A 23,629-nucleotide genomic window follows, 5' to 3' on the forward strand; every position below is an offset into this window, starting at 1 on the left:
GGACGCCTACTCCTTATTCCGCCGCAACGCCTCCGACATCCCCAAACAGCTCCGCCTCCAGCTTCTCGGCCGCCGGCACGTCGTTCGCCGCCCTTGCCTTCTGCCGCCGGTCGAAGTTGTCCCAGACTTCGTTCCAATTGCCCTTGGTCGCGGCCTTGGAATATTCGGTCGCGCGGGTTTCGAAGAAGTTGGCGTGCTCGACGCCGTTCAGCAGCGGGGCGAGCCAGGGCAGGGGGTGTTCGTCGACCATGTAGATCGGCTTGAAGCCGAGCTGGCCCAGCCGCCAGTCGGCGATGTAGCGGATGTACTTCTTGATCGCCTTGGGCGTCATGCCTTCGACCGGGCCCTGTTCGAAGGCGAGGTCGATGAAGGCGTCTTCCAGACGAACGGTCTTCTGGCAGCAGTCGATGATGTCGTCCTTGACCGCGGGGGTCAGGCAGTCGCGTTCCTTGGTGAAGGCGTGGAACAGGCGGGTGATGCCTTCGCAATGCAGGCTTTCGTCGCGGACCGACCAGCTGACGATCTGGCCCATGCCCTTCATCTTGTTGAAGCGCGGGAAGTTCATCAGCATCGCGAACGACGCGAACAGCTGCAGCCCTTCGGTGAAGCCGCCGAACATGGCGAGCGTGCGGGCGATATCCTGGTCGGTGTCGACGCCGAAGGTCGCGAGATAGTCGTGCTTGTCCTTCATCTCCTTATACTGAAGGAACATGCCATATTCGCTTTCGGGCATGCCGATGGTGTCGAGCAGGTGCGAATAAGCGGCGATGTGGACCGTTTCCATGTTGCTGAACGCGGCCAGCATCATCTTGATTTCGGTCGGCTTGAACACGCGGCCGTATTTTTCGTGGTAGCAGTCCTGCACCTCGACGTCGGCCTGGGTGAAGAAGCGGAAGATCTGCGTCAGCAGGTTGCGCTCATGGTCCGACAGCTTCTGCGCCCAGTCGCGGCAATCCTCGCCCAGCGGCACCTCTTCGGGCATCCAGTGGATCTGCTGCTGGCGCTTCCAAAATTCGAACGCCCAGGGGTATTCGAACGGCTTGTAGGTCTTGCTGGCCTGGAGGAGGGGCATCTTAGTCTCCTGCGCTTTCGTCTTTGGTGGTGTGGGTTTCGATGGTGGTGACGCGCGGACGATTGCGGGTCAGCGCGACGGCGATCGCGGCCGCCGCGGCGGCGACCAGGACGAGAATGATCGTGAGACTGCTCATCACAAATGTCCGTTATAGTTGATGTAGAGGGCGAGCACGACCAGCGCGAAGATCAGGAAGGCGATCTTGCCGAGTATGTCCTTCAGGCAGCCGGTCACCAGAACAGTCCCTTGCGGCCGTTCTTCGCCCGGGCGCGGAACATCTGCAGGTACATCCACATGCCGCTGATCGCGAAGAAGATCAGGCCGAGGCCGCTGACGATCGAGATGATGACGCCGGCGGGGCCGAATTCCTCGCCCGAATGGAGGTGGTGGAGATAGCCGACGTTCCATTCGCCGGGCTTTGGCGTGCGCTTGGGCCGGCAGGTCATGTCGGCGGGGCAGACGAAGGCCTTGGGCTCAACGATCGCTTCATCCTCCTCGTGCGCGCTGGCGGGCGGGGCGATCGCGGCGCCGATCGCGGCGGTCTGCTTCGCGCCCTTTTCCTCGACTTCCTTTTCGAAGCCGCCGTTGTTGACCAGCACGCCGACCTGGCTGAGCACGCCGGTGACGGCGATGAACAGGATGAAGACGCCGACGAGGACGCTGATCCAGCGGTGGAACTTGCGCATTACCGGTCACTCTCCACTTCGGCCGGCGAAGGCCGATACTCCATCAATCCAAGGCCGTGCACCGCCACGATCGCGCCGACGACCAGCAACAATACCGGGCCCTGGTTCCCGCGATCCGCGCCGTCGGCCGGTCGCCGCATCGCCCAGATCGCACCGCCGATCATCGCCGCCGCTATCGCGACTTCGACGATCTGCAGCGGGGTCACGCCTCGGCCCCCAGCTTGCCGGCGAGGCCGAGCGCGAAGATCGTCAACGCCGCGCCCAGCGCCGCCATCATCGTGCCGACGATGCGGCGGGCGTAGCGCTGGCTTTCGGTCCCGCGCGCGCTCATCGCCAGGATGGCGAGGCCGCCCACAAGGGCGACCACACCGATCGACAGCATGATGATCTGGGCCAGCGTCATCGACTTACTGGCAGGCCAAACACTCGTCATAGTCGGTGGTCGACGCGAGCTGGATTTCTTTCAGATCCGGCGTGTTGTCGGCCTCGACCCCACCCGCGAAGCCGGCGCGCTGCACCGACTTGGAGCGGAGGTAATAGAGCGACTTGATGCCCAGTTCCCATGCGCGGAAGTGGAGCATCATCAGGTCCCACTTGTCGACGTCGGCCGGGATGAACAGGTTCAGCGACTGCGCTTGGTCGATGTAGGGCGTACGATCGGCGGCGAGTTCGAGCAGCCAGCGCTGGTCGATTTCGAACGAGGTCTTGTAGGTGTCCTTTTCTTCCGGGGTGAGGAAGTCGAGGTGCTGCACGCTGCCGCCCTGTTCGAGAATCGAATTCCACACCGCGTCGCTGTTCTTCGACTTTTCGGTCAGCAGCTTTTCAAGATAGGGATTCTTGATCGAGAAGCTGCCCGACAGCGTCTTGTGGGTGTAGATGTTGGCCGGGATCGGTTCGATGCAGGCGCTGGTGCCGCCGCAGATGATCGAGATCGACGCGGTCGGCGCGATCGCCATCTTGCAGCTGAAGCGTTCCATCACGCCCATGTCGGCGGCGTCCGGGCAGGGGCCGCGTTCCTGGGCCAGCATCATCGAGGCCTGGTCGACCTGCGCGCGGATATGCTTGAAGATGCGCATGTTCCACGACTTGGCCATCGCGCCTTCGAACGGCAGGCCGCGCGCCTGCAGGAAGCTGTGGAAGCCCATGACGCCGAGGCCGACCGAGCGTTCGCGCTCGGCGCTATACTTGGCGCGCGCCATTTCGTCCGGCGCGCGGGCGATATAGTCGCTCAGCACGTTGTCGAGGAAGCGCATGACGTCCTCGACGAACCGCTTGTCGCCGTTCCATTCGTCCCAGGTTTCGAGGTTCATCGACGACAGGCAGCAGACTGCGGTGCGGTCCATGCCGAGATGGTCGCGGCCCGTCGGCAGGGTGATTTCGCTGCACAGGTTCGACGTCGACACCTTGAGGCCGAGGTCGCGGTGATGCTTCGGCATCTGCCGGTTCACCGTGTCGGCGAAGACGATGTAAGGCTCGCCGGTGGCGAGGCGGGTTTCGACCAACTTCTGGAACAGCGAGCGGGCGTTGACCGACCCACGCACGCTGCCGTCCTTGGGCGACTTCAGCTCGAAGTCGGTGCCTTCGCGGACGGCTTCCATGAATTCGTCGGTGATCAGCACGCCGTGGTGCAGGTTCAGCGCCTTGCGGTTGAAGTCGCCGCTGGGCTTACGGATCTCGAGGAACTCTTCGATCTCGGGGTGCGAAACGTCGAGGTAGCAGGCGGCCGAGCCGCGGCGCAGCGAGCCCTGCGAAATCGCGAGGGTGAGGCTGTCCATCACGCGGACGAACGGGATGATGCCGCTGGTCTTGCCGTTGAGGCCGACCGGCTCGCCGATGCCGCGCACGCTGCCCCAATAGGTGCCGATGCCGCCGCCCTTGGACGCCAGCCAGACATTTTCGTTCCAGGTGTTGACGATGCCGTCGAGGCTGTCGTCGACGCTGTTGAGGTAGCAGCTGATCGGCAGGCCGCGACCGGTGCCGCCGTTCGACAGCACGGGCGTTGCGGGCATGAACCATAGCTTGGAAATATAGTCGTAGACGCGCTGGGCATGACCTTCGTCATCGGCGTAGGCCGACGCGACGCGGGCGAACAGGTCCTGGTAGGTTTCGCCGGGAAGGAGGTAACGGTCCTTCAGCGTCTCCTTGCCGAATTCGGTCAGCAGCGCATCGCGGCTGGCGTCGGTCCTCACGTCGAAGGCGCGCGCATCGATGGTCTTCGAATCGCGCTTGGTTTCGGTCGCCGAAACGTCGTCCGCGTTCACATCGCTCGAAGGTGCAAAGTCCATCATACTACCCCGTCCTACCGGCCGCTCCGCGACGGCTTGTTCTATATCTGTTCGACTCGGTGCCATGGCCCCGAACCTAGCGCAAATCAGAGCGTCGCGGGGGTTTTTCTGTGCTCGTTCCCCGATATCCACAGGGCACAAGTGGGCTCACCATGGGAGATAGGTATCCCCCATCCAAACCACAATAAGTAGATCAAACCCCCAGTCGCTACACAATCTATTGTGTCTAAATGCCGCGCAGACGCAAGAGTCAAAATTAACGGGACGTAAAAAAATCGGGGCTGCTAAGGGGCCTGTTGCAGCAGAGTCACGGCGCGGGCCACGTCGGCCTCTTCGGGCGCGGTGAAGGCGCTTTTGCCCATTGGCGTGTCGGCGGGAAGGCCGGTCGTGTAATAGGCCATGCCGCGTTTCCCCTTGCGGTCCCACCACAATCCGGAACGCAGGCCATAGGCCTCGCCCGAATGGCCCAGCCAGTCGCCCTTCGGCAGGCCGGGATCGTCGTGGCAGGACTGCTGCGGCGTCGCCAGCAGGTGGATCGACAGGCCGAAACGGCAATAGATCCCGCCTTCCGAATCGCCATTGCTGCCGTTCCACACCCAGGCCGGGCGGGTCATCGCCGCGACCGAGCGGCGCGACAGGATGCGCACGCCGTCGATCGTCCCGCCGTTCATCAGCATCCGGCCGATCCGGGCGAGGTCGCGGGCCGAAATGCGAAGGCCGCCCTGCGGTGCGAACAAGGACCCGTTGCCACCGGGTCGGTAACCGCCGAGGTCGCAATTTTGGCCGTCGTGGACGAAGACCGGGCAGGCTGGCTGTCGACCGCGCAGATCGTCCTTCACCACTGCGCCGTCCTGCACCAGCACGACGGCGCGCTTGATCGCGGCGTCGCTGCAGGTCGGCCAATTGTAGCAGGCGTCCAATTTCATCGGTGCAAGGACCAGCCGGCGCATTGCCATGTCGAAGCGCTCGTGCGTGACCCGCTCGACGATGCTGCCGACCACCGGGAAGTTGACGTTGGCGTAGGTGAAATAGTCGCCTTGCGGGCCGTGGAGCGGATCCCAGCTGGCAGGATCGTCGAGCACCGATTTCAGCGTCTGGCCAAGCGGAATGGCATATTGATCGTCATGGTCGCGCAGACTGCTGGTGTGGCTGAGCAGTCGGCGCAGCGTCACCTTCTGGCCCGGAAACGCGGGATTGCGGACGGGGTAGCCCAGATAGTCGCCGATCGGCCGGTCGAGGTCGAGCCGATGCTGTTCGACCAGCCGCATCACCGCCACGGTCACCACCAGCTTGCTGATCGACGCGACCCGGACCGGATCGTCGGGGGTCGCGGACCGGCGCGAGGAGGGGTCGGCAATGCCGCTGGCCGTGGCGGCGATTTCGCCATGACGGTCGAACACGACGCTCGCGCGGGCAGGTCCCGCCGACTGTCCCAGAGCGCTAGCGGGCAAGGCGGCGAAAAGGGTCAGGAGTAGGGCGTGACGCATCGCGCCACACTCCCCCGCGCGCAAAAAAATCGCAACCGGGTTGAAACCGGATCGCATTTGTCGCATTTATGCGATGCGGACCGGGCCCCTCTGGCGGGTGCTCTTCTTTGAGCCCCGTGATGTCGGACCGCATCGGATATCCGGTGCGATTCGTGGGCGGTCCATCAGCCCTCAAAAACCATCCCGACGCACCGGGTCTCCGATCGAAAGCAACGCTTTTCGAAGAGGAGAATGCCATGTCTTCCAGGCTGTTTCGCCTGACCGAGATCCACCAGCGGATCGACGATGCCCTGCGCCGCGAACAAAGGCGCCGATTCCCCGACCTTTTCCGGATGATCCGGCTGAAGAAGCTGAAGCTCAGGACCAAGGACCTGATCCATCACATCGTCCGTTCGGGTCGACCCAAATCCCCCGGCCGCGCCGGCTGACGGGACAGGCGGGGCGGGCGCACCTTGCCCTCCAGCGGCCGCCCCGCCGCCTTTAACAGGGACATATTCTCATGGAATTTCTGTTCGCCGACTGGCTCGGCACGCCGGCGTGGTTCTGGCTCGCCTTCCTTGCGCTCGTCGCGCTGCTCACCGCCTTCGACCTCGGCGTCCTTCACAAGAAGGACCGCGAGATGGGGATCGGCGAAAGCCTGAAGCTGAGCGCCTTCTACATCGGCATCGCGCTGGCGTTCGGCGCGTGGATCTGGGCCGAACGCGGCGCCGATCTCGGCATGAAATATTACACCGGCTTCTTCATCGAAAAGGCGCTGTCGATCGACAATGTCTTCGTGATCAGCCTCATCTTCACCTATTTCGCGATCCCTGCGCGGTACCAGTACCGGGCGCTGCTATGGGGTATCCTCGCCGTCATCCTGCTGCGCGGGTTGATGATCGCGGGCGGCGCGGCGCTGGTGAGCGAAGCCTATTGGGTGCTCTACATCTTCGCGGCCTTCCTGATCGTGACCGGGATCAAGATGTTCTTCGCCGGCGACAAGCCGATGGACGTCGGGTCCAATCCGGTCGTGAAATGGATTTCGACCCATATGCCGGTCACGCGCGAACTGCATGCGCAGAAATTCTTCGTCCGGATAACCGACGAGCGGACCGGGAAGCTGGTGACCGCGGCCACCCCGCTGTTCCTGGCGCTGGTGGTCATCAACCTTGCCGACCTCGTCTTCGCGGTCGACAGCGTGCCTGCGATCTTCGCCATCACCACCGACCCGTTCATCGTCTATACGTCGAACATCATGGCCATCCTCGGCCTGCGCGCGCTCTATTTCGCGCTGGCCGCGATGGTGCACCGCTTCCACTACCTCAAATATGCGCTGGCTGCGGTGCTGGTCTTCATCGGCGCCAAGATCTTCGTGTCCGATTTCGTGATGGACGGGGCGAAGTTCCCGCCGCTGCTCAGCCTAGTGGTGACGATCGCGCTGATCGCGGCCGGGATCGGCTATTCGCTGTGGAAAACGAAGGGCCAGCCCGAACCGGAATGGCCGGCAGCCTAGGCGGTCATGCGGCAGGCGGGGCAAGCACCGCCAGGTCAGCCTTCCTGATGCGGTAGCGAAGGGGGCTGGCCATGGCGGTGGTTTCGCCGTCGAGCGAGACCATGATGTGCGGTCGTCGGCCTTCGACTTCGAGCGACTGCACATCGTCGAGCCGGATCATGTCGTCGCTGCGGGTCAGGCCGACCAGCGCCCGCAGCGACGCCGCGATCAGTCCCAGGACGCCCTTCTTGCGCATGACGAAGACGCAAAGTCGCCCGTCGCTAAGCGACCTTCGCGCGCCGGCGGCGGGCAGCGCCACCTCATAATCGTTGTTGCCAACGAACAGCAGCGGTGTGTCGAGCGAGCCCTCCGCCGCGCCATTGACCCGCAGCGTCAGGCGATGATCGTGGAAGCGGGCCAGCGTGCGCAGCGACGCCACCAGCATCGCCAGCTTCTTCGACCGGCCGAGGCGCTTCTGCTGCGATTCACGATCGATCACCATCAGCGGGTAGAGACCGATGGCGCTGTTGTTGATGAAGGTGCGGCCGTTGAGTTCGGCCACGTCGACCCTCATCCGATGGCCGGCGGCAATCACCGCCGCGGCGCCCGCGGCATTGGCGGGAATGCCGAGGTCGCGCGCAAAATGGTTGAGGGTGCCGAGCGGCATCACGCCAAGCGCGGTGTCGGACCCGGCCAGCGCACCGGCGACGGCGCTGATGGTCCCATCGCCTCCGGCCGCGATCACCAAGGCGGCCTTTGCATCGACCAGCGCCTTCGCCCGATCGGCGAGTGAAGGACCGTCGACCTCCTCAACCGTCGCGTCGACGCCGGCGGCGGCCAACGCCGAACGCAATTCATCTGCGGTGTCACCGCTGACGCTACCGCCGTGCGGGTTGATCAGCAGGTGCGCGTCCATGACGGCCAAACGCGCGGATCGTTCGCCGGCTCCGCCGCGCTCGAATCCGCTATTCAGGCTAGCGCGCCGGGCAGTCCCCGATCCGCCGCGCGGTCACCTCGGCAGTGTAGCGATAGTCGCCGTCGGCGACGAAATAGGTCAGGCCCTGCGCGTCGCCGCTGAACCCGTCGAGCGTATATTTGCCGTCGAACGTCGGCATCACCTGGCCCGACTTGCCTGGGCGCTGGCATTTGAGCTGGATGCTCATCCGCCCGTTGGAGATATAGCTGCTGGTCGCTTCGCACGTGTCGCCCGCTTCGGCGAACAGCGCCGGATCGGGCGTCCCGTCCTTGGCGACGCAGGCCTTTACGACCGCCGTGTCGCCTTGCTTCAGCTTGGTCGCCGGGGTGGTCTTGTCGGTCGATGCGAGGGTCACGATCTCGCTCGTCACTTCATATTGGCCGGGTGTCAGGTTCGCCGGCGGCGCTTCATCCTTCTCCGCCGTAGCGCCTGGCGCCCCGTCGCCGCATCCGGCCAGCGCCATTGCCAGCGCCGTCGCGATCGCGGCGGTCCTTACCATCGCCTTCATCTCCACTACCCTCCCCATGCGCGATCAATTGTCGCTTGCACTTCCTTCGGTGCAATCGCCGACGCGCTTGCTGGTCATCGACATCGCCATTTTCATCGTGCCCCGCGGCCCGTTGTCGACCGTCGAGTGCATCGTCATTTGATAATCGGTCGGGGTGTAATTCCCCGCGAACTGGACGACCTGGCTCGGCCCGCCCTGGCCGCAGCGCATCGTGCCGCTGACCTTGCCGCCGTCCATCTTGAAATCGTCGTAGCGGCAGCCGCTGCGCTTGCCGCTGAAAAAGTCTTCTGCGGGCCGATCGGCCATCGCCTGGGTCAGGCAGAATTTATGGCCGCTGACCTGCTTGGCCATCATCGCCTTCATCTGTTCGGCAGCCGCCGGGGGCATGCCCGGGATGTCGAGCGAGTCGAGCCGCGCCTCGGTCACCCATTCGCCCGGCTTCATCTTCACCGCGCCGCCCGCGTCGCGCACCTTGTCGGCAACTTCCTCGACCGATGCATTCTTGGCGGTAACGGACGGCCCCTGGTTGCAGGCGGCCAGCGCCAGCAGCGAACCCATGACCAGCGAACGGCGCATCGTGTTTCCCCTTCTTGCCCGGTCGGAGCATAAGCGGGATGACGCCGCTTGCAAACGCTCAACGGCGCGCGCGTGTGGGCGCGTGGAAGTCAGCGGGTTTAAGCGCGACCCAGCGCAGGAAACGGGCGATTTCCTGATCGTCGCGGATCGCCCCGACGTCGCCCCCGAACCGTTCGAGTTCGACGTTGGAGAAGCGGGTGTGCAAGGTGCGGTGGCAGATGGGATGGACCGGCACCACATCGCGACCACCGCGGCTTTTGGGCACGGGATGATGCCATTCGATCCGGGTGCCGATCGGGCGGCGGCAGAGCCAGCAGATTTGGTCCATCGTCGTCAGACTGGAACAAATCGCGGCCAGAGACCATATCCGTCCGGCATGGCTATCCAGATCCGCACCTCCCTCGCCGAACCCGAAACGGGCGAGAACTTCGTCCCGCACCGTCCGGCGCGCCCGCAAAAGGCGGAGGGCGGGAAGGCGTTCAAGCTGGTCAGCGACTTCGAACCGTCGGGCGACCAGCCGACCGCGATAAAGGAGTTGGTCGAGGGCATTCGCGATAACGGCGAGGTCAGCCAGGTGCTCCTGGGCGTCACCGGGTCGGGCAAGACCTTTACGATGGCGCAGGTCATCCAGCAGACCCAGCGCCCGGCGCTGATCCTGGCGCCGAACAAGATCCTCGCCGCGCAGCTCTATGGCGAGTTCAAGAGCTTCTTCCCCGACAATGCGGTCGAATATTTCGTCAGCTATTACGACTATTACCAACCCGAAGCCTACGTCCCGCGGACCGACACCTACATCGAGAAGGAAAGCTCGGTAAACGAGGCGATTGACCGGATGCGGCACTCGGCGACGCGTGCGCTGCTGGAGCGCGACGACGTGATTATCGTCGCGTCGGTCAGCTGCCTGTACGGCATCGGCTCGGTCGAAACCTATTCGGCGATGATCTTCGATCTGAAGAAGGGCCAGAGCGTCGAGCAGTCGGAAATCATCCGCAAGCTGGTCGCGCTGCAATACAAGCGCAACGATGCCGCCTTCGCGCGCGGCAATTTCCGCGTGCGCGGCGACAATCTCGAAATCTTCCCGTCGCACTATGAGGACAGCGCGTGGCGCATTTCCTTCTTCGGCGACGAGGTCGAGGAGATCGTCGAGTTCGATCCGCTGACCGGCAAGAAGGCGGCGAGCCTCGACAGCATCCGCGTCTATGCCAATTCGCACTATGTCACGCCCGGGCCGACGCTGAAGCAGGCGACACAGGCGATCCGGCACGAGCTGGAGGAGCGCTTGAAGGAGCTGGTCGCCGAAGGCCGATTGCTGGAAGCACAGCGGCTGGAGCAGCGGACCAATTTCGATCTCGAGATGATCGCCGCGACGGGATCGTGCGCGGGGATCGAAAATTACAGCCGCTTCCTCACCGGCCGCCTTCCAGGCGAGCCGCCGCCGACGTTGTTCGAATATTTGCCCGACAATGCGCTGCTGTTCGTCGACGAGAGCCACCAGACGGTGCCGCAGATCGGCGCGATGGCGCGCGGCGACCATCGACGCAAGATCACGCTGGCCGAATATGGCTTCCGCCTACCGAGCTGCATCGACAACCGCCCGCTGCGCTTCAACGAGTGGGACGCGATGCGCCCGCAGTCGGTGTTCGTCAGCGCGACGCCGGGTCCGTGGGAAATGAACGAGACCGGCGGCGTGTTTTCGGAGCAGGTCATCCGCCCGACCGGCCTCATCGACCCGCCAGTCGAGATCAAGCCGGTCGAGGACCAGGTCGACGACCTCGTTCACGAGGCGAAAAAGACGGCGGAGGCGGGCTATCGCACGCTCGTCACCACGCTGACCAAGCGGATGGCCGAGGACCTTACTGAATATCTCCACGAGGCGGGCCTGCGCGTCCGTTACATGCACAGCGATGTCGAGACGCTGGAGCGCATCGAGCTGATCCGCGATTTGCGCATGGGCGTTTACGATGTGCTGGTCGGGATCAACTTGCTCCGCGAAGGGCTCGACATTCCCGAATGCGGGCTGGTCGCGATCCTCGACGCGGACAAGGAAGGCTTCCTGCGCAGCGAAACGTCGCTGATCCAGACCATCGGCCGCGCCGCCCGCAACGTCGACGGTCGGGTGATCCTCTATGCCGACAGCATCACCGGTTCGATGGAGCGCGCCCTCAACGAAACGTCGCGCCGCCGTGAGAAGCAGGAGGCCTACAACCTCGAGCATGGCATCACGCCGACCACCATCAAGCGCAACATCGCCGACATCATCGCCCATGTCTCGTCCAAGGACGGCGTCGTGGTCGACACCGGCGACGAGGATGTGCCGCACATGGTCGGCCACAACCTCAAGGCCTACATTGCCGAGCTCGAAGAGAAGATGCGCAAGGCGGCCGCCGACCTCGAATTCGAAGAGGCGGCACGCATTCGCGACCAGATTCGCCGGCTGGAGGAGGACGACCTCGGCATTCCCGCGCCCGACCGCGTCGCACCGCGGCCGGTCGGCAATGCGACGCAGGGCAAGCCCGGCACCCGCCGCGACCGCTTCGGCAAGACCCGCTACAAGAAAATGGGCGGACGCCCTTGATCGGTCTCGCCGCGCTGGCGCTGGCCTATGCGGCACCGGACCTCGTCGGCGAAGCCAGCCGCGAAGTGGCGCGGCGCGAATGCCGGTCGAAGGATAGCGGCGAAATAATCGTCTGCGGCCGCCGCGGCCCCAACGAACGGTTTCGGCTGCCGGGACGCGACGCCCCTTTCACGCCGGAAGGCGATCTGCCCAGCGCCATGCGCGAGCGGATGAGCTGGATCGACGAAGGCGACAGCGGCATCCAATCGTGCGGACCCGTCGGTCCCGGCGGTTGGACGGGCTGCCTGGTCAAGCAATGGAACCGGCAGACCCAGCAGAACCAATGGGGCAGCAACCGGCCCAAGAAGAAATATTAGGCGCGGCTTTCGCAGTTTCAGCGAAGCACGGCGCGCGCGGCTTGCCTGCGGGCGTAAACGAACAGCAGCAGGGCGACGCCGATGATGACATAAGGCATCACCGCATTTGCGCCGTCGTTCGCGCCGGCAATGTCGACGGGGTGCATCAACTGGTAACCCAGCCCCGCAATCGCACCGATGAACGACAGGCCGAGGATCGGGACCGCGAGCCGGTTGCGGGCGAGCAGCAGGATCGAGCCCAGCAAGCCGCCCCATACCCCGAGGCCCCATCCGACACTGACCCAGATCGGAAAGGCGTTGATGTAGGCCATCATCCCGTCGGCATCGATGCTGGGCATCATCGACCGGATGTAATCGGCCCCCCGGGTGCGGGTCATGACATAGTCGAAGGCGCCGAAGCCATTCCAGATCAGCGCGAGCAGGCCGACGATCCAAAGGTGCATCGGCGCACGGACAGGTTGCGTGTCCATCCATTCCTCCCCCGCCGGCGTGGCAATGGCCCGTCAAGCAACAAGGGCGGCGATCGTTCAGGCGCCGACAGGGACCATGAGCACAATTTCGCGGCCAGCTGTCAAGCGAGGGATACGATGGTGATGTCGCGCGTTGGCGCCTACATGTTGAAACTCTTGCCGATTTTGCCCTTTGCCGGATTCCTGGCGCTGTTGTCGTGCGCCACCACCGATCCGGTCGATGCGGCGGCCGTACCGCCTGCACGCACGACGGCGGCAGGATAAGAAAAGGGCGGCGGCTCGTCCGAGCCACCGCCCCATCCTCATTCAGATGCGAACGATCAGAAGCCGACGCGAAGGCCCAGCTGCCCGCTGGTCTCGTTGCCCTGCTTCTTGCCGACCGTCAGCGACCCGCCGACGTCGAGCGACACGCCGCCGCCGAGCTCGGCGTTGAAGCCGGTGTTGATGCGGCCGTAGGCCTTCTTCGAGATGTCGTCGACGCTCCAGCTGTTGACGATCACCGGCGATGCGGTCTGCGAGAAGAGGAAGGTGCGGCCGTCGCCGCTGAAATCCTTTTCGATCAGCGCCGAGCCGTAGGGACGGAGCTGCAGACCGCCGGTTTCCATGTCGCCGCGGGCTTCGATACCGACGCTGCCGCGGAGCGACTTCACGTTGATCGAGCTGACGTTGAGGGTGAGCGCCGAATCGCCGCTTTCGGTGTAGCCGTCGACCTTGGCCTTGGCGTAGTCGAGCGCGGCCACCGGGCCGATGCGGAAGCCGCCGAGCGGCATCAGGTAGCCGCCCTTCAGGCCGGCGCCGTAGTGACGACCCTTCGGGCTGGCGGTCATGCCTTCGACGACGCCCGCGCGGGTGATGTCATGCTTGTCCCAGCCGTATCCGGCATAGCCCTGCACGAAGGCGCCGCCCATCGCCACGCCGGCGTAGCCGCCGACCTGTACCGACTTGGCGCTGTCGTCGGAGGCGTCGTTGCCGAAGTTGGCGCGCGGCTTGCTGTAGTTGACCGCGAGGCCGGCCGCGCCGTTGCCGAAGCCGAATTCGACGCCGCCGGTCGCGCCCCACATGCTGAGGCGATATTCGTCGGTACGATGGGTCGCATCGATACGGCGCGCCGAACTATCGCCGACCGCGAAGATGCGGACGCCGGTGGCTTCGCCGCCGTCACGCGGCGCGCCAGCGTCGAGGCGGCTGGTGAGGGTCCGGCCCCACTGCTTTGCAAGGTCGAGGCCGACATCGCTCGGCGCCTGCAGCGTCAACGGCGCCTCAAGCTGGCGCGCGATGTAGGCGGCAACGATGCGGAAACCGTCGGTCGTCAGGTGCAGCGCGTCGCCGTAGAACAGATAGCCCTTCGAGCTGACCACGCAGGTGGTGTTCGGGAAGGTCGGGCAGACGAGGCCGCTGGTGATGCCATAGGCAGTCGGGTTGGCGACGATGTTGTCCAGAACCTTCGACAGGTCGAGATAGTGGACCATCGTGCCGTTGGCGGCATAGCCGGCCAGCGAATTCTGCATCGCGGTATTGAACGCGCTCGAGAAGGTGCTGCGGATCTGCGCACCGGTCGGATTGGCGGCGATTTCCGGCAGGCGACCGGTGTCGCCGGCAAGGAAGCTGATGGTCGGCGCGCCGGCAGCAACCAGGCGGTCGATCTGCGCCGTGGCGAGCGCGGCCGTGCTGGTGCCGGCCGCAGCCGCGCCGGAAAGCGTGCCGCCGGCCTGTTGGTAGAAGCGCGCGTCGTTGCCGCCGATCGAAATGGTCAGCAGGTCGCCTTCATCGAAGGTGGTCGACCCGTTCGGGAACGCACTCGATTGCGTGCCGACGTTCAGATACTGGTCGACTTCATACTGGAAGCCTTTGCCGCACAGCGGCGCGCCATAGGCACCGTCGAAGCAGATCAGCGTATTGTTGCTGCCGGCGAGGGCGCCGCCGATGGCGAAGTTTTCGATCGGTGCATTGAGGATCGTGCCGAGCAGGTCGACATAGTTGAGGCCGCCCGAAAAACGGCCGGTCGGATAGACGGCAAGCGCGCTGGGATTGTTGTAGCCGAGCTGGAAGGCGTTGCCGTCGTCGGCATAGCTGTCGCCGACGGCGACGATGCGGTCGATGCGCTGGGCGCTGGCGGGCGTGGCAACGGTCATCGCGCTGGCAGCGAGCAGCGCGGCGGTAAACAGGCGCGTGTTGGTCATGAAAGCATCCTCTCCCCGATCCGCGTCGTCAGCGCGCGGACGTTGGCTGCACTTTTGCCCGCGCCGACTGTGTAGAACAAGTGACGCCAAAGCCACATTTGACCAGAAAATGGCAGTCGCTCGACGCATTCCGTAGCGTCAAGGAAGGTCGTTTCAGCGAGGCTCCGCGGCGAGGCGGCTCATCAGGATCGCGGCGCGCTTGGCCTGGCGCCAGATCGACGCAATGTCGACCGTCTCGCCCGGGGCATGGTCCCCGATGCTGGCCGGCCCCAGTCCGACCAGTCCGTCAACGTCGGCGGCGACGAAGCTGATGTCGCCCGCGCCGCGCTTCAGCGGGTCGAGTTCGGCTTGCGCCGCCAGCCCAAGGTCGGCGTTGACCGCGTTAAGCCGCGCCAGCAGCGCGCGGTTGCCGGCGGTCGGCGCCATCGGCGGATAGGCGTCGACGCCGAATTCGATGCTGGCGTTGGTGCCCGGAAGGTGGTTGGCGACGATCGCGGCCATTTTCGCTCTCGTCCGGTCGACCTGCTGCGGGGTCAGTGCGCGAAGGTCGCCGCGGGCGACGGCGACGGCCGGGATGATGTTGGTCTTGCCGGTCGCCTCCAGCCGGATTTCACCCTGGTCGAGCGCGGCGGTCTGGCCGCCGCCGATGAGTCCGACGTTGTAGGTCAGCTTGTCGTCGGTCAGCTGGCGGCGGAAATCGTCGAGGATGCGGACCAGCTCGTAAATCGCGCCATAACCCGACGCTTTGCTGAAAATGCCGCTGGAGTGGCTGGGGATGGCGGTGGCCTTGACCGTCCAGCTCATCGATCCGCGGCGGGCGATGACGCCCATATCCTTGCCGTCATCGACGCTCAGCCCTTCGAAATCGAGCGCGACGTCGGCACGCTTGCCGGCGTCGACCAGGTCGCGGCGGGCAAGGTCCAGCGGGCTGCCGGTATCTTCCTCGTCGCCTGTCAGCACCACTTCAATGTCGGCGCTGGCAAGGGTCCCGGCAGACTTCATGGCGCGGAGTGCGGAGAGGATGGTGACGATCCCGCCCTTGTCGTCCCCGGCGCCGGGTCCGGTGCCGTCATTGCCGGTGCGCTTCCACTGCTGGAACGGGCTGTCGGGTTCGAACACGGTGTCGAGGTGGCCGATCAGCAGCAGCCGCTTGCCACGGCCATTGCCCTTGTGGGTGGCGATAAGGTGACCGGCGCGGCCCGCCGCGCGCATATCTATCCACCGCGTCTGGAAGCCGAGCGCCTTGAATTCGGCGTCCATCATCGCGCCGACCCGGGTGACGCCGTCGATGTTGTGCGATCCGCTGTTCTGATTGACCAGCCTTTCGAGAAGGGACAGCTGGCGCGCCTGGTCTGCGTCGACCGCGGCGATGATCCGTTGCTCGACGGGAGTCAGGCGCGCTTGCGCCGACGTCGAAGCGAGAGAGATCGCGATCAGCGCGGCGGCGAATATCCGGGTCGTCATGGATCGACTCTACCGTAGCGACGCCGGGGCGCAACCACGGATATTGGTTACACGCCTTTCCTACAACGAACCAAAAAGGTTAGTCAAAAATGCGACTCGGATAGTGGAGGTGGCGATGGATGAATATGGCATCGATCATTTGGTCGACGCGCTGATCGATCGGGAGGGCGGCTTCGTCGACCATCCCGCGGACCGTGGCGGGCCGACCCGATATGGCGTGACCGAGATTGTGGCACGGGCGCACGGCTATGCCGGCGCCATGCGCGACCTTCCGCGCGAGGAAGCGGCGGCCATCTATCGCCGTCTTTACTGGCTGCGTCCGCGCTTCGATCAGGTGGCGCAGCGCGCGCCGCGGGTCGCGGCGGAACTGTTCGACACCGGCGCCAACATGGGCCCGGCGGTGGCGGCGACCTTCCTCCAGCGCGCGCTGACGGCGCTCAACCGCGGGGGCAAGGATTTTGCCGACCTGACGCCGGACGGGCGGATCGGGCCGGCGACGATTGCGGCGCTCGACCGCTTCCTCGACGTGCGTGGGAAGCGAGGCGGGGAGACGGTGCTGCTCCGCGCGCTAGAGGCGCTGCAGGGCGAACGCTACCTCTGCCTCGCCGAAAAGAGGCCGGCCAATGAGGCCTTCCTTTATGGCTGGCTGGCGAACCGCATCGGGACCGTCGGGCCCCAGTCTTAAATTCACGCAAACCGCGGAAAAACGCGGCTTTCGTGAGTCGACAGTGAATCCAAGGAGAAGAAATATGGGTTTCATCGATGCCATCGTCGGACCGGTGTCCAAGCTGCTCGACAAGATCATTCCCGACCCCGAGGCACGCGACCGCGCCAAGCTCGAACTGATCAAGCTACAGGGCGACCAGGAATTGCAGGCCATCACCGCGCAGATGCAGGCGATCGTCGCCGAAGCGCAGTCGCCCGACCCGTGGACCAGCCGTGCGCGGCCGAGCTTTCTCTACATGATGTATGCGCTCATCCTGTGGTGCATCCCGATGGGGCTGATCGCGGCCGCCGACCCGCGCATGGCCCAGGGAATTGCCGCCGGCATGACCGCCTACTTGCGCGGAATCCCGGAGGAACTCTACGCATTGTTCGGAACGGGCTATCTTGGCTACACTGCCGCCCGCACCTGGGGGAAAGTGAAGGGAGTGGAAAAATAGGACGCGACGACCCGCTCTTCGCTCGCCGCATCTACCGGCTGAAGCGTCGCGCCTTCGCCGGTGCCACCCGCCGCATGATGGAGGCGGTGGAAAAGGTCGGGATGAGCCCCGCGGCACTGCTCGACAAGGTCAGCCGCTGGAAGGGCGGCGACGCGTCGCGGCTGGTCGCCGACGGCGCGGCTTTCGGCGAGGGCGAACGGCAGAAGGTCGACGTCTGGGCCCCGGTCGGCGACCCGCCGCCGGGCGGGTGGCCGGTGCTGGTGTTCTTCTACGGCGGCGGCTGGGTCAGCGGCGCGCGTCAGGAATATGGCTTTGTCGGCCGGGCCTTCGCGGCGCAGGGCTTTCTCACCATGCTGCCCGATTATGGGCTGCACCCGCACTCGACCTACCCCGATTACCTTCACGACGGCGCGGCGGCGACGCGCTGGGCGTTCGACCATGCCGGCGATTTCGGCGGCGATCCGCAGCGCATTGCGGTGATGGGTCACAGTGCCGGCGCCTATAATGCGGCGATGATCATGCTCGATCCGCGATACCTCTACGCGGTCGGCCTTCCGCTCGCGACGATCAAGGCTGCGGCGCTGCTCAGCGGACCCTATGACTTCCCCTATTTGATCGAGCGCGGCGGGTTGCTGGCGTTCGAAAAGGCGCCGGTGCAGGAAAGCCAGCCGGTCGCCTACGCCCGTCGCGACGCGCCGCCGACGCTGCTGATCACCGGCACGGCCGACACCACGGTGCGTGCCCGCAACAGCCAGTCGCTGGCCAAGGCGCTGACTGCCGCGGGTGCACGGGTCGAATTGAAACTGTATCGCGGGCAGGGGCATACCGACCCGCTGCGGGCGTTGTCGCCGCTGTTCCGGTCGGCCAATCCGGCGCTCGCTGATTGTGCCGATTTCCTGCACGGCCACCTCGGATGACGCCGGGCCGCCTCAACGCCTTCACCGACGGCGTGATCGCGATCATCATCACGATCATGGTGCTGGAACTGCCAATTCCGAAAGGGCACGGCCTGGCCGATTTGAGGCCGATCGCGCCGCTCTTCGGCGCTTACGCATTGAGCTTCATCAATGTCGGTATCTTCTGGAACAATCACCATCATTTGATGACGCTGGCAAAGCGGATCGACGGACGGGTGATGTGGGCCAACCTGTTCCTGCTGTTCTGGCTCAGCCTGGTCCCGTTCGTGATCCGCTGGCTCGGCGAGGACGCGATCACGGCCGGGCCCGCCGCCGCCTATGGCGTGGTGCTGGTCGGGGCGTCGATAAGCTACGCGCTGCTGGAAATCGCCATTCACCGTGCGGACCACGCCAATCGCGCGCTCCATTCGGCGATCGGGGCAGGGGTGAAGGAAGTGGCCAGCTTCGCGCTTTATGCGGTGGGCGTGGCGCTGGCCTTTTATCATCCGATGGCTGCCGTCGCCTGTTACGTCCTCGTCGCGGCGCTGTGGTTCGTTCCGGACCCCCGCGTGGAGCGCGTCGCCAGCGACACTTGAAGCGGCGCCACCCGGCACCCCACATGACCGGCCATGGAACAATATCATGGCACCACCATCCTCGGGGTGAAGAAGGGCGGCCGGACGGTCATCGCTGGTGACGGACAGGTCAGTCTCGGCAACACGGTAATCAAGCCCAACGCGAAGAAGGTCCGGCGGATCGGCGCGGACGGGCAGGTGATCGGCGGGTTTGCGGGCGCGACGGCTGACGCCTTCACCCTGTTCGAACGGCTGGAGAAGAAGCTGGAGGCGTCGCGCGGCCAGCTGCTGCGCGCGGCGGTCGAACTGGCCAAGGACTGGCGGACCGACAAATATCTTCGCAACCTCGAAGCGATGATGATCGTCGCCGATGCCGAAACGATGCTGATCCTCACCGGCAACGGCGATGTGCTGGAGCCCGAAGGCGGGATCGCGGCCATCGGCAGCGGCGGCAATTACGCGCTCGCCGCGGCGCGGGCCCTGTCGGAATATGAGCCCGACCCCGACGTGCTGGCCCGCCGCGCGATGGCGATCGCCGCCGAGGTGTGCGTCTTCACCAACGACCGGCTGACCGTGGAAACGGTCGGCGAGTAAGGATTCCCATGAACGAGCATCTGACTCCCAAGGCGATCGTCGCTGCCCTCGACGAGCATATCGTCGGCCAGACCGACGCCAAGAAGGCGGTGGCGGTGGCGCTGCGCAATCGCTGGCGGCGACAGCGTTTGTCGCCCGAACTTCGCGCCGAAGTGACGCCCAAGAATATCCTGATGATCGGGCCGACCGGCTGCGGCAAGACAGAGATCAGCCGCCGCCTGGCGAAGCTGGCCGATGCGCCGTTCGTCAAGGTCGAGGCGACCAAGTTCACCGAGGTCGGCTATGTCGGGCGCGACGTCGAGCAGATCGCCCGCGACCTGGTCGAGGAAGCGGTGCGGCTGGAACGTGAGCGCCGCCGCGAGAAGGTACGCGAAACGTCGGAGGCGGCGGCGATGGACCGCCTGCTCGACGCGCTGACCGGCAAGGGATCAAGCGAAGCAACGCGCGAAAGCTTTCGCCAACGCTTCCGCGACGGCAGTCTCGACACCGCCGAGGTCGAGGTCGAGGTGTCCGAAGCGCCCGCCATGCCGTTCGACGTGCCCGGGCAGGGCGGCATCGGCATGATCAACCTTAGCGACATGATGGCCAAGATGACCGGCGGCCCGCCCAAGAAGCGGCGCAAGCTGAAGGTCCCGGCCGCCTTCGCCAAGCTGGTCGAGGAAGAAGCCGACAAGCGCGTCGACCAGGACGATGTCACCCGGGTCGCGCTGGCCGATGCCGAGGAGAATGGCATCGTCTTCCTCGACGAAATCGACAAGATTGCGGTCAGCGACGTGCGCGGCGGATCGGTCAGCCGCGAGGGCGTGCAGCGCGACCTGCTGCCGCTGATCGAAGGCACCACGGTCGCGACCAAATATGGACCGATCAAGACCGACCACATATTGTTCATCGCGTCGGGCGCTTTCCACGTGGCGAAGCCCGCCGACCTGCTGCCCGAACTGCAGGGGCGTTTGCCGATCCGGGTCGAACTGGCGGCGCTGACCGAAGCGGATTTCGTCCGCATCCTCAGCGACACGCGGGCGAGCCTGACCGAGCAATATCGCGCGCTGCTGAAGACCGAAGAGGTCGGCATCGACTTTGCCGACAGCGGCATCGCCGCGCTGGCGCGGATCGCGGCGGAGGTGAATGACGCGGTCGAGAATATCGGTGCGCGTCGACTGTCGACGGTGATGGAAAAGCTGCTCGAGGACGTCAGCTACACCGCCGAGGATCGCAAGGGCGAGACGCTGACCATCGATGCCGCCTTCGTCGAGCAGCAATTGAGCGGCATCGCCAAGAACGCCGACCTGTCGCGCTACGTGCTCTGATCCGCCGGCCGGTAGCGCGCGGTCAGGCCGTTGACGAAGGGTGACCATAGGGGCGCCTTGACTCCCGCGAGGCGCAGTCGGCTGGCGACCCACTGGTTGCAGGTGTCGATGGCGCTGGCCTTGCCTACCCCTCGGTAAAAGGCGTCGCGCTGCCAATAGCCGGGGTGGTCCATGCGGATCGGCCGACCGTTGTCGTCGAGCACGAACCCGGCGCGGATCGCGGCCCACAGACGGCGATACTGCTCCGGCGTCAGGCGAATCACGCGGGTGGCGTAGCCGGGGTCGGTGACCCATTCGACGTGCATCACCCGCTCGCCGCCGCTGGTCGCGGCCCACAGCGTGCCGGGCGTCACGTCGCTCCAGGTCGGGGTTTCTAGGTAGACGCGCTTTTCACCCGCACCGAAGGCGATCCAGCGGGCATTGTCGGGGGCGTTGGCGAAATCTCTGGCCGGGAACAGCGGCGCCCAGTCGAGCCCGCCTTCATCGACCGGCAACACCAGGTCGGCGTGGACGCCGTTGCTGGCGAGATAGACGGTGATTCCGTCGTCGGGCTCTCTCCAGTCGCGATTGACGCTGACGACGGCGCCGACCAGCGCGGCGGCGAGATAGGCCAGGGGGATCGCGAGAACCGCGAGGAGGATACGCTTGGGCCAGCGGGTCTTACGGCGACGGGGCATGGCGGCGAGTGAAGCAGGGAATTGCGGAAAATAAAAAGCCTCAAAAAGCGGATGTCCCCCCGGACATCGGCTTTTTCCCGGCCCCTTCGCGCCTGCGGCGCTTCGGGAGCTTCAAAAATATGTCCGCGCCCCGCGCGGTCATATTTTGAAGCTGGTCGGGGCGACAGGATTCGAACCTGCGACCCCCACACCCCCAGTGTGATGCGCTACCAGGCTGCGCTACGCCCCGACCGTTTCGTGCGCCGCCCCTTGCGGTTGTGGCGCGAGCGGCCATCTAGTCGGGCGGGCATCGCTTGGCAAGGCAGCCAAAGCCATGATAGGCGGCCCGCCACTTCTTTCCTTCCGCGACTCCCCGTCGCGCATCCATGACGAGACGATCAGGATCATGACCATCACTACCCTTCTTGCCGCCGCAGCAGCGCCCGCTCCGTCGGCCGGTGCAGGCTTCATCGTCCAGACGCTGCCGCTGGTCCTCATTTTCGTGATCTTCTATTTCCTGCTGATCCGTCCCCAGTCGAAGCGGATGAAGGAGCACCAGGCGCAGATCGCGGCGGTCAAGAAGGGCGATGAGGTGATCACCGGCGGCGGCCTGATCGGCAAGGTCACCAAGGTTGGCGATACCGAAGTCGAAGTCGATCTCGGCGGCCTCAAGGTGCGCGCGGTGAAATCGACCCTCAGCCAGGTCGGCGGCGGCGCTTCGACGAAGCCGGCGAACGACTGATGCTCGATTTTCCCCGTTGGAAGGTGTGGACGGTTTCGCTGATCATTCTGATCGGCATCGTCCTGTCGATTCCCAGTTTCTTCCCGAAGGCAGAGGTCGAAAAATGGCCGTCGTGGGCGCCCAAGCAGCAGATCAGCCTGGGCCTCGATATTGCCGGCGGCAGCCAGCTCCTGCTCGAAGCCGACATCGCCGACGCCGCCAAGCAGCGTCTGGCCGCGATGGAAGACCAGGTCACGACCGAACTTCGCCGCAACGAGCCGCGGATCGATATCGGCAGCGTGTCGACGGCCGGCAATCGCCTGAGCTTCATGGTCCGCGACCCGACCCAGCTCGACGCTGCGGTCGAACGGCTTCGCACGCTGACGCAGCCGGTCGGCCTGACCGGCAGCCGCGATTGGGACGTGACGACCGCCGACGGGAATCGGATCACGCTGACGCCGACCGATTCGGGCGCGGCCGCGGCGCTCAAGAATTCGCTGACCGTCGCCCGCGACGTCGTGCGTCGCCGCATCGACCCGCAGGGCACCAAGGAAATCACGGTCATCAACCAGGGCGACAAGCGAATCTTCGTGCAGGTGCCGGGGGTCGAAAACCCCGAGGCGCTGAAGCAGTTGATCGGCCAGACCGCGCGCCTTGAATTCAAGCTGGTCGACCAGAGCGCCGACCCCAACCTCGTCGCGCAGGGCATTGCTCCGGCCGGCAGCCAGGTCCTGCCGATGGTCGACGGCGGCGCGATCGCGGTCCAGCGGCGCGTGATGGTGTCGGGCGAACAGCTGGTCGATGCCAAGCAGAGCTTCGACCAGGACGGCCGCGCGGTCGTCAGCATCACCTTCAACGCCGCCGGGGCCAAGCGCTTCGGCCGGGCAACGCAGGAAAATGTCGGCAAGCCGTTCGCCATCATCCTCGACGACAAGGTGCTGTCGGCACCGAACATCAACGAGCCGATCCTTGGCGGACAGGCGCAGATCGCGGGCAATTTCACGGTCGACAGCGCCAACCAGCTGGCAGTCAGCCTCGCGTCCGGCAAGCTGCCGGTGAAACTGAACGTGATCGAGGAACGCACCGTCAGCGCCGAATTGGGTGCCGATTCGATCCACAAGGGGGTCATCGCCTCGCTGGTGGCGACCGCGGCCGTGATCCTGTTCATGCTCGTGACCTATGGCCGCTTCGGCATCTACGCGACGGTCGCGCTGGTCATCAACGCGCTGCTGATCCTGGGCATCATGGCGATTTTCAACGCCACCCTGACCTTGCCCGGTATCGCCGGCTTCGTGCTGACCATCGGCGCAGCGGTCGACGCCAACGTGCTGATCAACGAACGCATCCGCGAAGAGCAGAAGCGCGGGCGCAAGGTCCGCGACGCGATCGAGACCGGCTACAAGGAGGCGTTCACCGCCATCTTCGACGCCAACATCACCAACGTCATCGCGGCGGTGCTGATGTGGTATTTCGGCTCGGGCCCGATCCGCGGCTTCGCGGTCGTGCTGATCATCGGCATCGTCACGTCGGTGTTCACCGCCGTCTACCTCACCCGCATGCTGACTGCGTTGTGGGTCAAGCGCGCCCGCCCGCGCGACCTGCACATCTGAT

28 protein-coding genes and 1 tRNA gene are annotated in these 23,629 nt (G+C 65.2%); 13 read left to right on the forward strand and 16 right to left on the reverse strand.

The features are described 5' to 3' along the window. Positions 1–13: 13 nt before the first annotated feature. The 7 genes from G570_RS03835 to G570_RS03860 form a co-directional block, all read right to left on the reverse strand. The gene (locus tag G570_RS03835; protein ID WP_037499324.1) at positions 14–1,072 is read right to left on the reverse strand and encodes a ribonucleotide-diphosphate reductase subunit beta; all 1,059 of its coding nucleotides are present in this window, start codon (positions 1,070–1,072) and stop codon (positions 14–16) included. A gap of 1 nt (position 1,073) precedes the next feature. After that, on the reverse strand, positions 1,074–1,208 hold the full coding sequence (locus tag G570_RS14055) for a hypothetical protein (RefSeq protein WP_281169494.1): 135 nt from the start codon (positions 1,206–1,208) through the stop codon (positions 1,074–1,076). 94 nt (positions 1,209–1,302) lie between these two features. Continuing rightward, complete coding sequence (locus G570_RS03840; RefSeq protein WP_037499327.1) at positions 1,303–1,758, reverse strand: PepSY domain-containing protein; 456 nt, start codon at positions 1,756–1,758, stop codon at positions 1,303–1,305. Continuing rightward, a complete protein-coding gene (locus G570_RS03845) occupies positions 1,758–1,964 on the reverse strand; it encodes a hypothetical protein (protein ID WP_037499330.1) in 207 nt (68 codons plus the stop codon). The genes G570_RS03840 and G570_RS03845 overlap by 1 nt, the downstream gene beginning before the upstream one ends. Further along, positions 1,961–2,161 (reverse strand): hypothetical protein, encoded by a 201-nt coding sequence (locus G570_RS03850; protein WP_037499333.1) that lies wholly within the window; start codon positions 2,159–2,161, stop codon positions 1,961–1,963. The genes G570_RS03845 and G570_RS03850 overlap by 4 nt, the downstream gene beginning before the upstream one ends. Before the next feature lie 4 nt (positions 2,162–2,165). Beyond that, positions 2,166–4,043 carry a ribonucleoside-diphosphate reductase subunit alpha gene (locus tag G570_RS03855; RefSeq protein ID WP_037503678.1) on the reverse strand — a complete coding sequence of 626 codons (1,878 nt, stop codon included), beginning with the start codon at positions 4,041–4,043 and terminating at the stop codon, positions 2,166–2,168. 284 nt (positions 4,044–4,327) lie between these two features. Beyond that, positions 4,328–5,530 (reverse strand): serine hydrolase domain-containing protein, encoded by a 1,203-nt coding sequence (locus G570_RS03860; protein ID WP_174377463.1) that lies wholly within the window; start codon positions 5,528–5,530, stop codon positions 4,328–4,330. Positions 5,531–5,766: 236 nt separating this feature from the next. Between G570_RS03860 and G570_RS03865 the strand changes: the two genes are divergently transcribed. Beyond that, positions 5,767–5,958 (forward strand): HP1242/YdcH family protein, encoded by a 192-nt coding sequence (locus G570_RS03865; RefSeq protein ID WP_037503684.1) that lies wholly within the window; start codon positions 5,767–5,769, stop codon positions 5,956–5,958. Between the two features lie 71 nt (positions 5,959–6,029). Next, positions 6,030–7,022: a TerC family protein gene (locus G570_RS03870; RefSeq protein ID WP_037499336.1), complete on the forward strand. Its 993-nt coding sequence runs from the start codon at positions 6,030–6,032 to the stop codon at positions 7,020–7,022. 4 nt (positions 7,023–7,026) lie between these two features. Here the strand turns inward: G570_RS03870 and G570_RS03875 are convergent, their stop codons facing one another. The 4 genes from G570_RS03875 to G570_RS03890 are packed head-to-tail and all read right to left on the reverse strand — an operon-like array spanning position 7,027 to position 9,389. Continuing rightward, positions 7,027–7,917, reverse strand: coding sequence for a diacylglycerol/lipid kinase family protein (locus G570_RS03875; RefSeq protein WP_037499339.1), 891 nt, complete (start codon positions 7,915–7,917; stop codon positions 7,027–7,029). Positions 7,918–7,975: 58 nt separating this feature from the next. After that, positions 7,976–8,503 (reverse strand): DUF3617 domain-containing protein, encoded by a 528-nt coding sequence (locus tag G570_RS03880; protein ID WP_084607502.1) that lies wholly within the window; start codon positions 8,501–8,503, stop codon positions 7,976–7,978. Positions 8,504–8,509: 6 nt separating this feature from the next. After that, positions 8,510–9,061 (reverse strand): DUF3617 domain-containing protein, encoded by a 552-nt coding sequence (locus tag G570_RS13080; RefSeq protein WP_051504012.1) that lies wholly within the window; start codon positions 9,059–9,061, stop codon positions 8,510–8,512. A 58-nt stretch (positions 9,062–9,119) separates the two neighbouring features. After that, positions 9,120–9,389, reverse strand: a complete 270-nt coding sequence (locus G570_RS03890) for an HNH endonuclease (protein ID WP_037499348.1) — start codon at positions 9,387–9,389, stop codon at positions 9,120–9,122. Between the two features lie 48 nt (positions 9,390–9,437). Here G570_RS03890 and uvrB point away from each other — a divergent pair, with 48 nt between their 5' ends. Further along, entirely contained in the window at positions 9,438–11,636 is a 2,199-nt protein-coding gene (gene uvrB, locus G570_RS03895; protein WP_037499351.1) for an excinuclease ABC subunit UvrB, read from the forward strand. Further along, complete coding sequence (locus G570_RS13085) at positions 11,633–11,992, forward strand: hypothetical protein (protein ID WP_051504013.1); 360 nt, start codon at positions 11,633–11,635, stop codon at positions 11,990–11,992. The genes uvrB and G570_RS13085 overlap by 4 nt, the downstream gene beginning before the upstream one ends. A 17-nt stretch (positions 11,993–12,009) precedes the next feature. Here the strand turns inward: G570_RS13085 and G570_RS03905 are convergent, their stop codons facing one another. Next, positions 12,010–12,462 (reverse strand): hypothetical protein, encoded by a 453-nt coding sequence (locus tag G570_RS03905; protein WP_037499354.1) that lies wholly within the window; start codon positions 12,460–12,462, stop codon positions 12,010–12,012. Positions 12,463–12,585: 123 nt separating this feature from the next. Between G570_RS03905 and G570_RS13830 the strand changes: the two genes are divergently transcribed. Then, the gene (locus G570_RS13830) at positions 12,586–12,726 is read left to right on the forward strand and encodes a hypothetical protein (RefSeq protein ID WP_169731727.1); all 141 of its coding nucleotides are present in this window, start codon (positions 12,586–12,588) and stop codon (positions 12,724–12,726) included. Positions 12,727–12,782: 56 nt separating this feature from the next. On the opposite strand, the gene G570_RS03910 is transcribed toward G570_RS13830, so the two are convergent. Further along, positions 12,783–14,642: an autotransporter domain-containing protein gene (locus G570_RS03910; RefSeq protein WP_037499357.1), complete on the reverse strand. Its 1,860-nt coding sequence runs from the start codon at positions 14,640–14,642 to the stop codon at positions 12,783–12,785. Between the two features lie 153 nt (positions 14,643–14,795). Further along, positions 14,796–16,106, reverse strand: a complete 1,311-nt coding sequence (locus tag G570_RS03915) for a M20/M25/M40 family metallo-hydrolase (RefSeq protein WP_037499364.1) — start codon at positions 16,104–16,106, stop codon at positions 14,796–14,798. Between the two features lie 115 nt (positions 16,107–16,221). Here G570_RS03915 and G570_RS03920 point away from each other — a divergent pair, with 115 nt between their 5' ends. The 6 genes from G570_RS03920 (at position 16,222) to hslU (ending at position 20,641) form a co-directional block, all read left to right on the forward strand. Further along, the gene (locus G570_RS03920; protein WP_037499366.1) at positions 16,222–16,791 is read left to right on the forward strand and encodes a glycoside hydrolase family 108 protein; all 570 of its coding nucleotides are present in this window, start codon (positions 16,222–16,224) and stop codon (positions 16,789–16,791) included. 64 nt (positions 16,792–16,855) lie between these two features. Further along, complete coding sequence (locus G570_RS03925) at positions 16,856–17,269, forward strand: holin family protein (protein ID WP_037499369.1); 414 nt, start codon at positions 16,856–16,858, stop codon at positions 17,267–17,269. A gap of 74 nt (positions 17,270–17,343) precedes the next feature. Continuing rightward, entirely contained in the window at positions 17,344–18,186 is an 843-nt protein-coding gene (locus G570_RS03930) for an alpha/beta hydrolase (protein ID WP_037503691.1), read from the forward strand. Continuing rightward, positions 18,183–18,761: a TMEM175 family protein gene (locus G570_RS03935; protein WP_037499374.1), complete on the forward strand. Its 579-nt coding sequence runs from the start codon at positions 18,183–18,185 to the stop codon at positions 18,759–18,761. Before G570_RS03930 ends, G570_RS03935 begins: the two co-directional genes overlap by 4 nt. A gap of 33 nt (positions 18,762–18,794) precedes the next feature. Continuing rightward, positions 18,795–19,334, forward strand: coding sequence for an ATP-dependent protease subunit HslV (gene hslV / locus G570_RS03940; RefSeq protein ID WP_037499377.1), 540 nt, complete (start codon positions 18,795–18,797; stop codon positions 19,332–19,334). An 8-nt stretch (positions 19,335–19,342) separates the two neighbouring features. Continuing rightward, complete coding sequence (hslU, locus tag G570_RS03945; RefSeq protein WP_037499380.1) at positions 19,343–20,641, forward strand: ATP-dependent protease ATPase subunit HslU; 1,299 nt, start codon at positions 19,343–19,345, stop codon at positions 20,639–20,641. Here the strand turns inward: hslU and G570_RS03950 are convergent. Both G570_RS03950 and G570_RS03955 read right to left on the reverse strand, forming a co-directional pair. Further along, positions 20,629–21,318, reverse strand: coding sequence for a TIGR02117 family protein (locus G570_RS03950; protein WP_051504014.1), 690 nt, complete (start codon positions 21,316–21,318; stop codon positions 20,629–20,631). The genes hslU and G570_RS03950 overlap by 13 nt on opposite strands. A 152-nt stretch (positions 21,319–21,470) precedes the next feature. Next, a tRNA-Pro gene (locus G570_RS03955) sits at positions 21,471–21,547 on the reverse strand. 156 nt (positions 21,548–21,703) lie between these two features. Between G570_RS03955 and yajC the strand changes: the two genes are divergently transcribed. Beyond that, positions 21,704–22,039 (forward strand): preprotein translocase subunit YajC, encoded by a 336-nt coding sequence (yajC, locus tag G570_RS03960; protein WP_037503697.1) that lies wholly within the window; start codon positions 21,704–21,706, stop codon positions 22,037–22,039. Continuing rightward, positions 22,039–23,628, forward strand: a complete 1,590-nt coding sequence (secD, locus tag G570_RS03965; protein ID WP_037499383.1) for a protein translocase subunit SecD — start codon at positions 22,039–22,041, stop codon at positions 23,626–23,628. Before yajC ends, secD begins: the two co-directional genes overlap by 1 nt. Position 23,629: the final 1 nt, after the last annotated feature.

The sequence above is a fragment of the Sphingomonas jaspsi DSM 18422 genome, from assembly GCF_000585415.1.
Taxonomy (GTDB): Bacteria; Pseudomonadota; Alphaproteobacteria; order Sphingomonadales; family Sphingomonadaceae; genus Sphingomicrobium; species Sphingomicrobium jaspsi.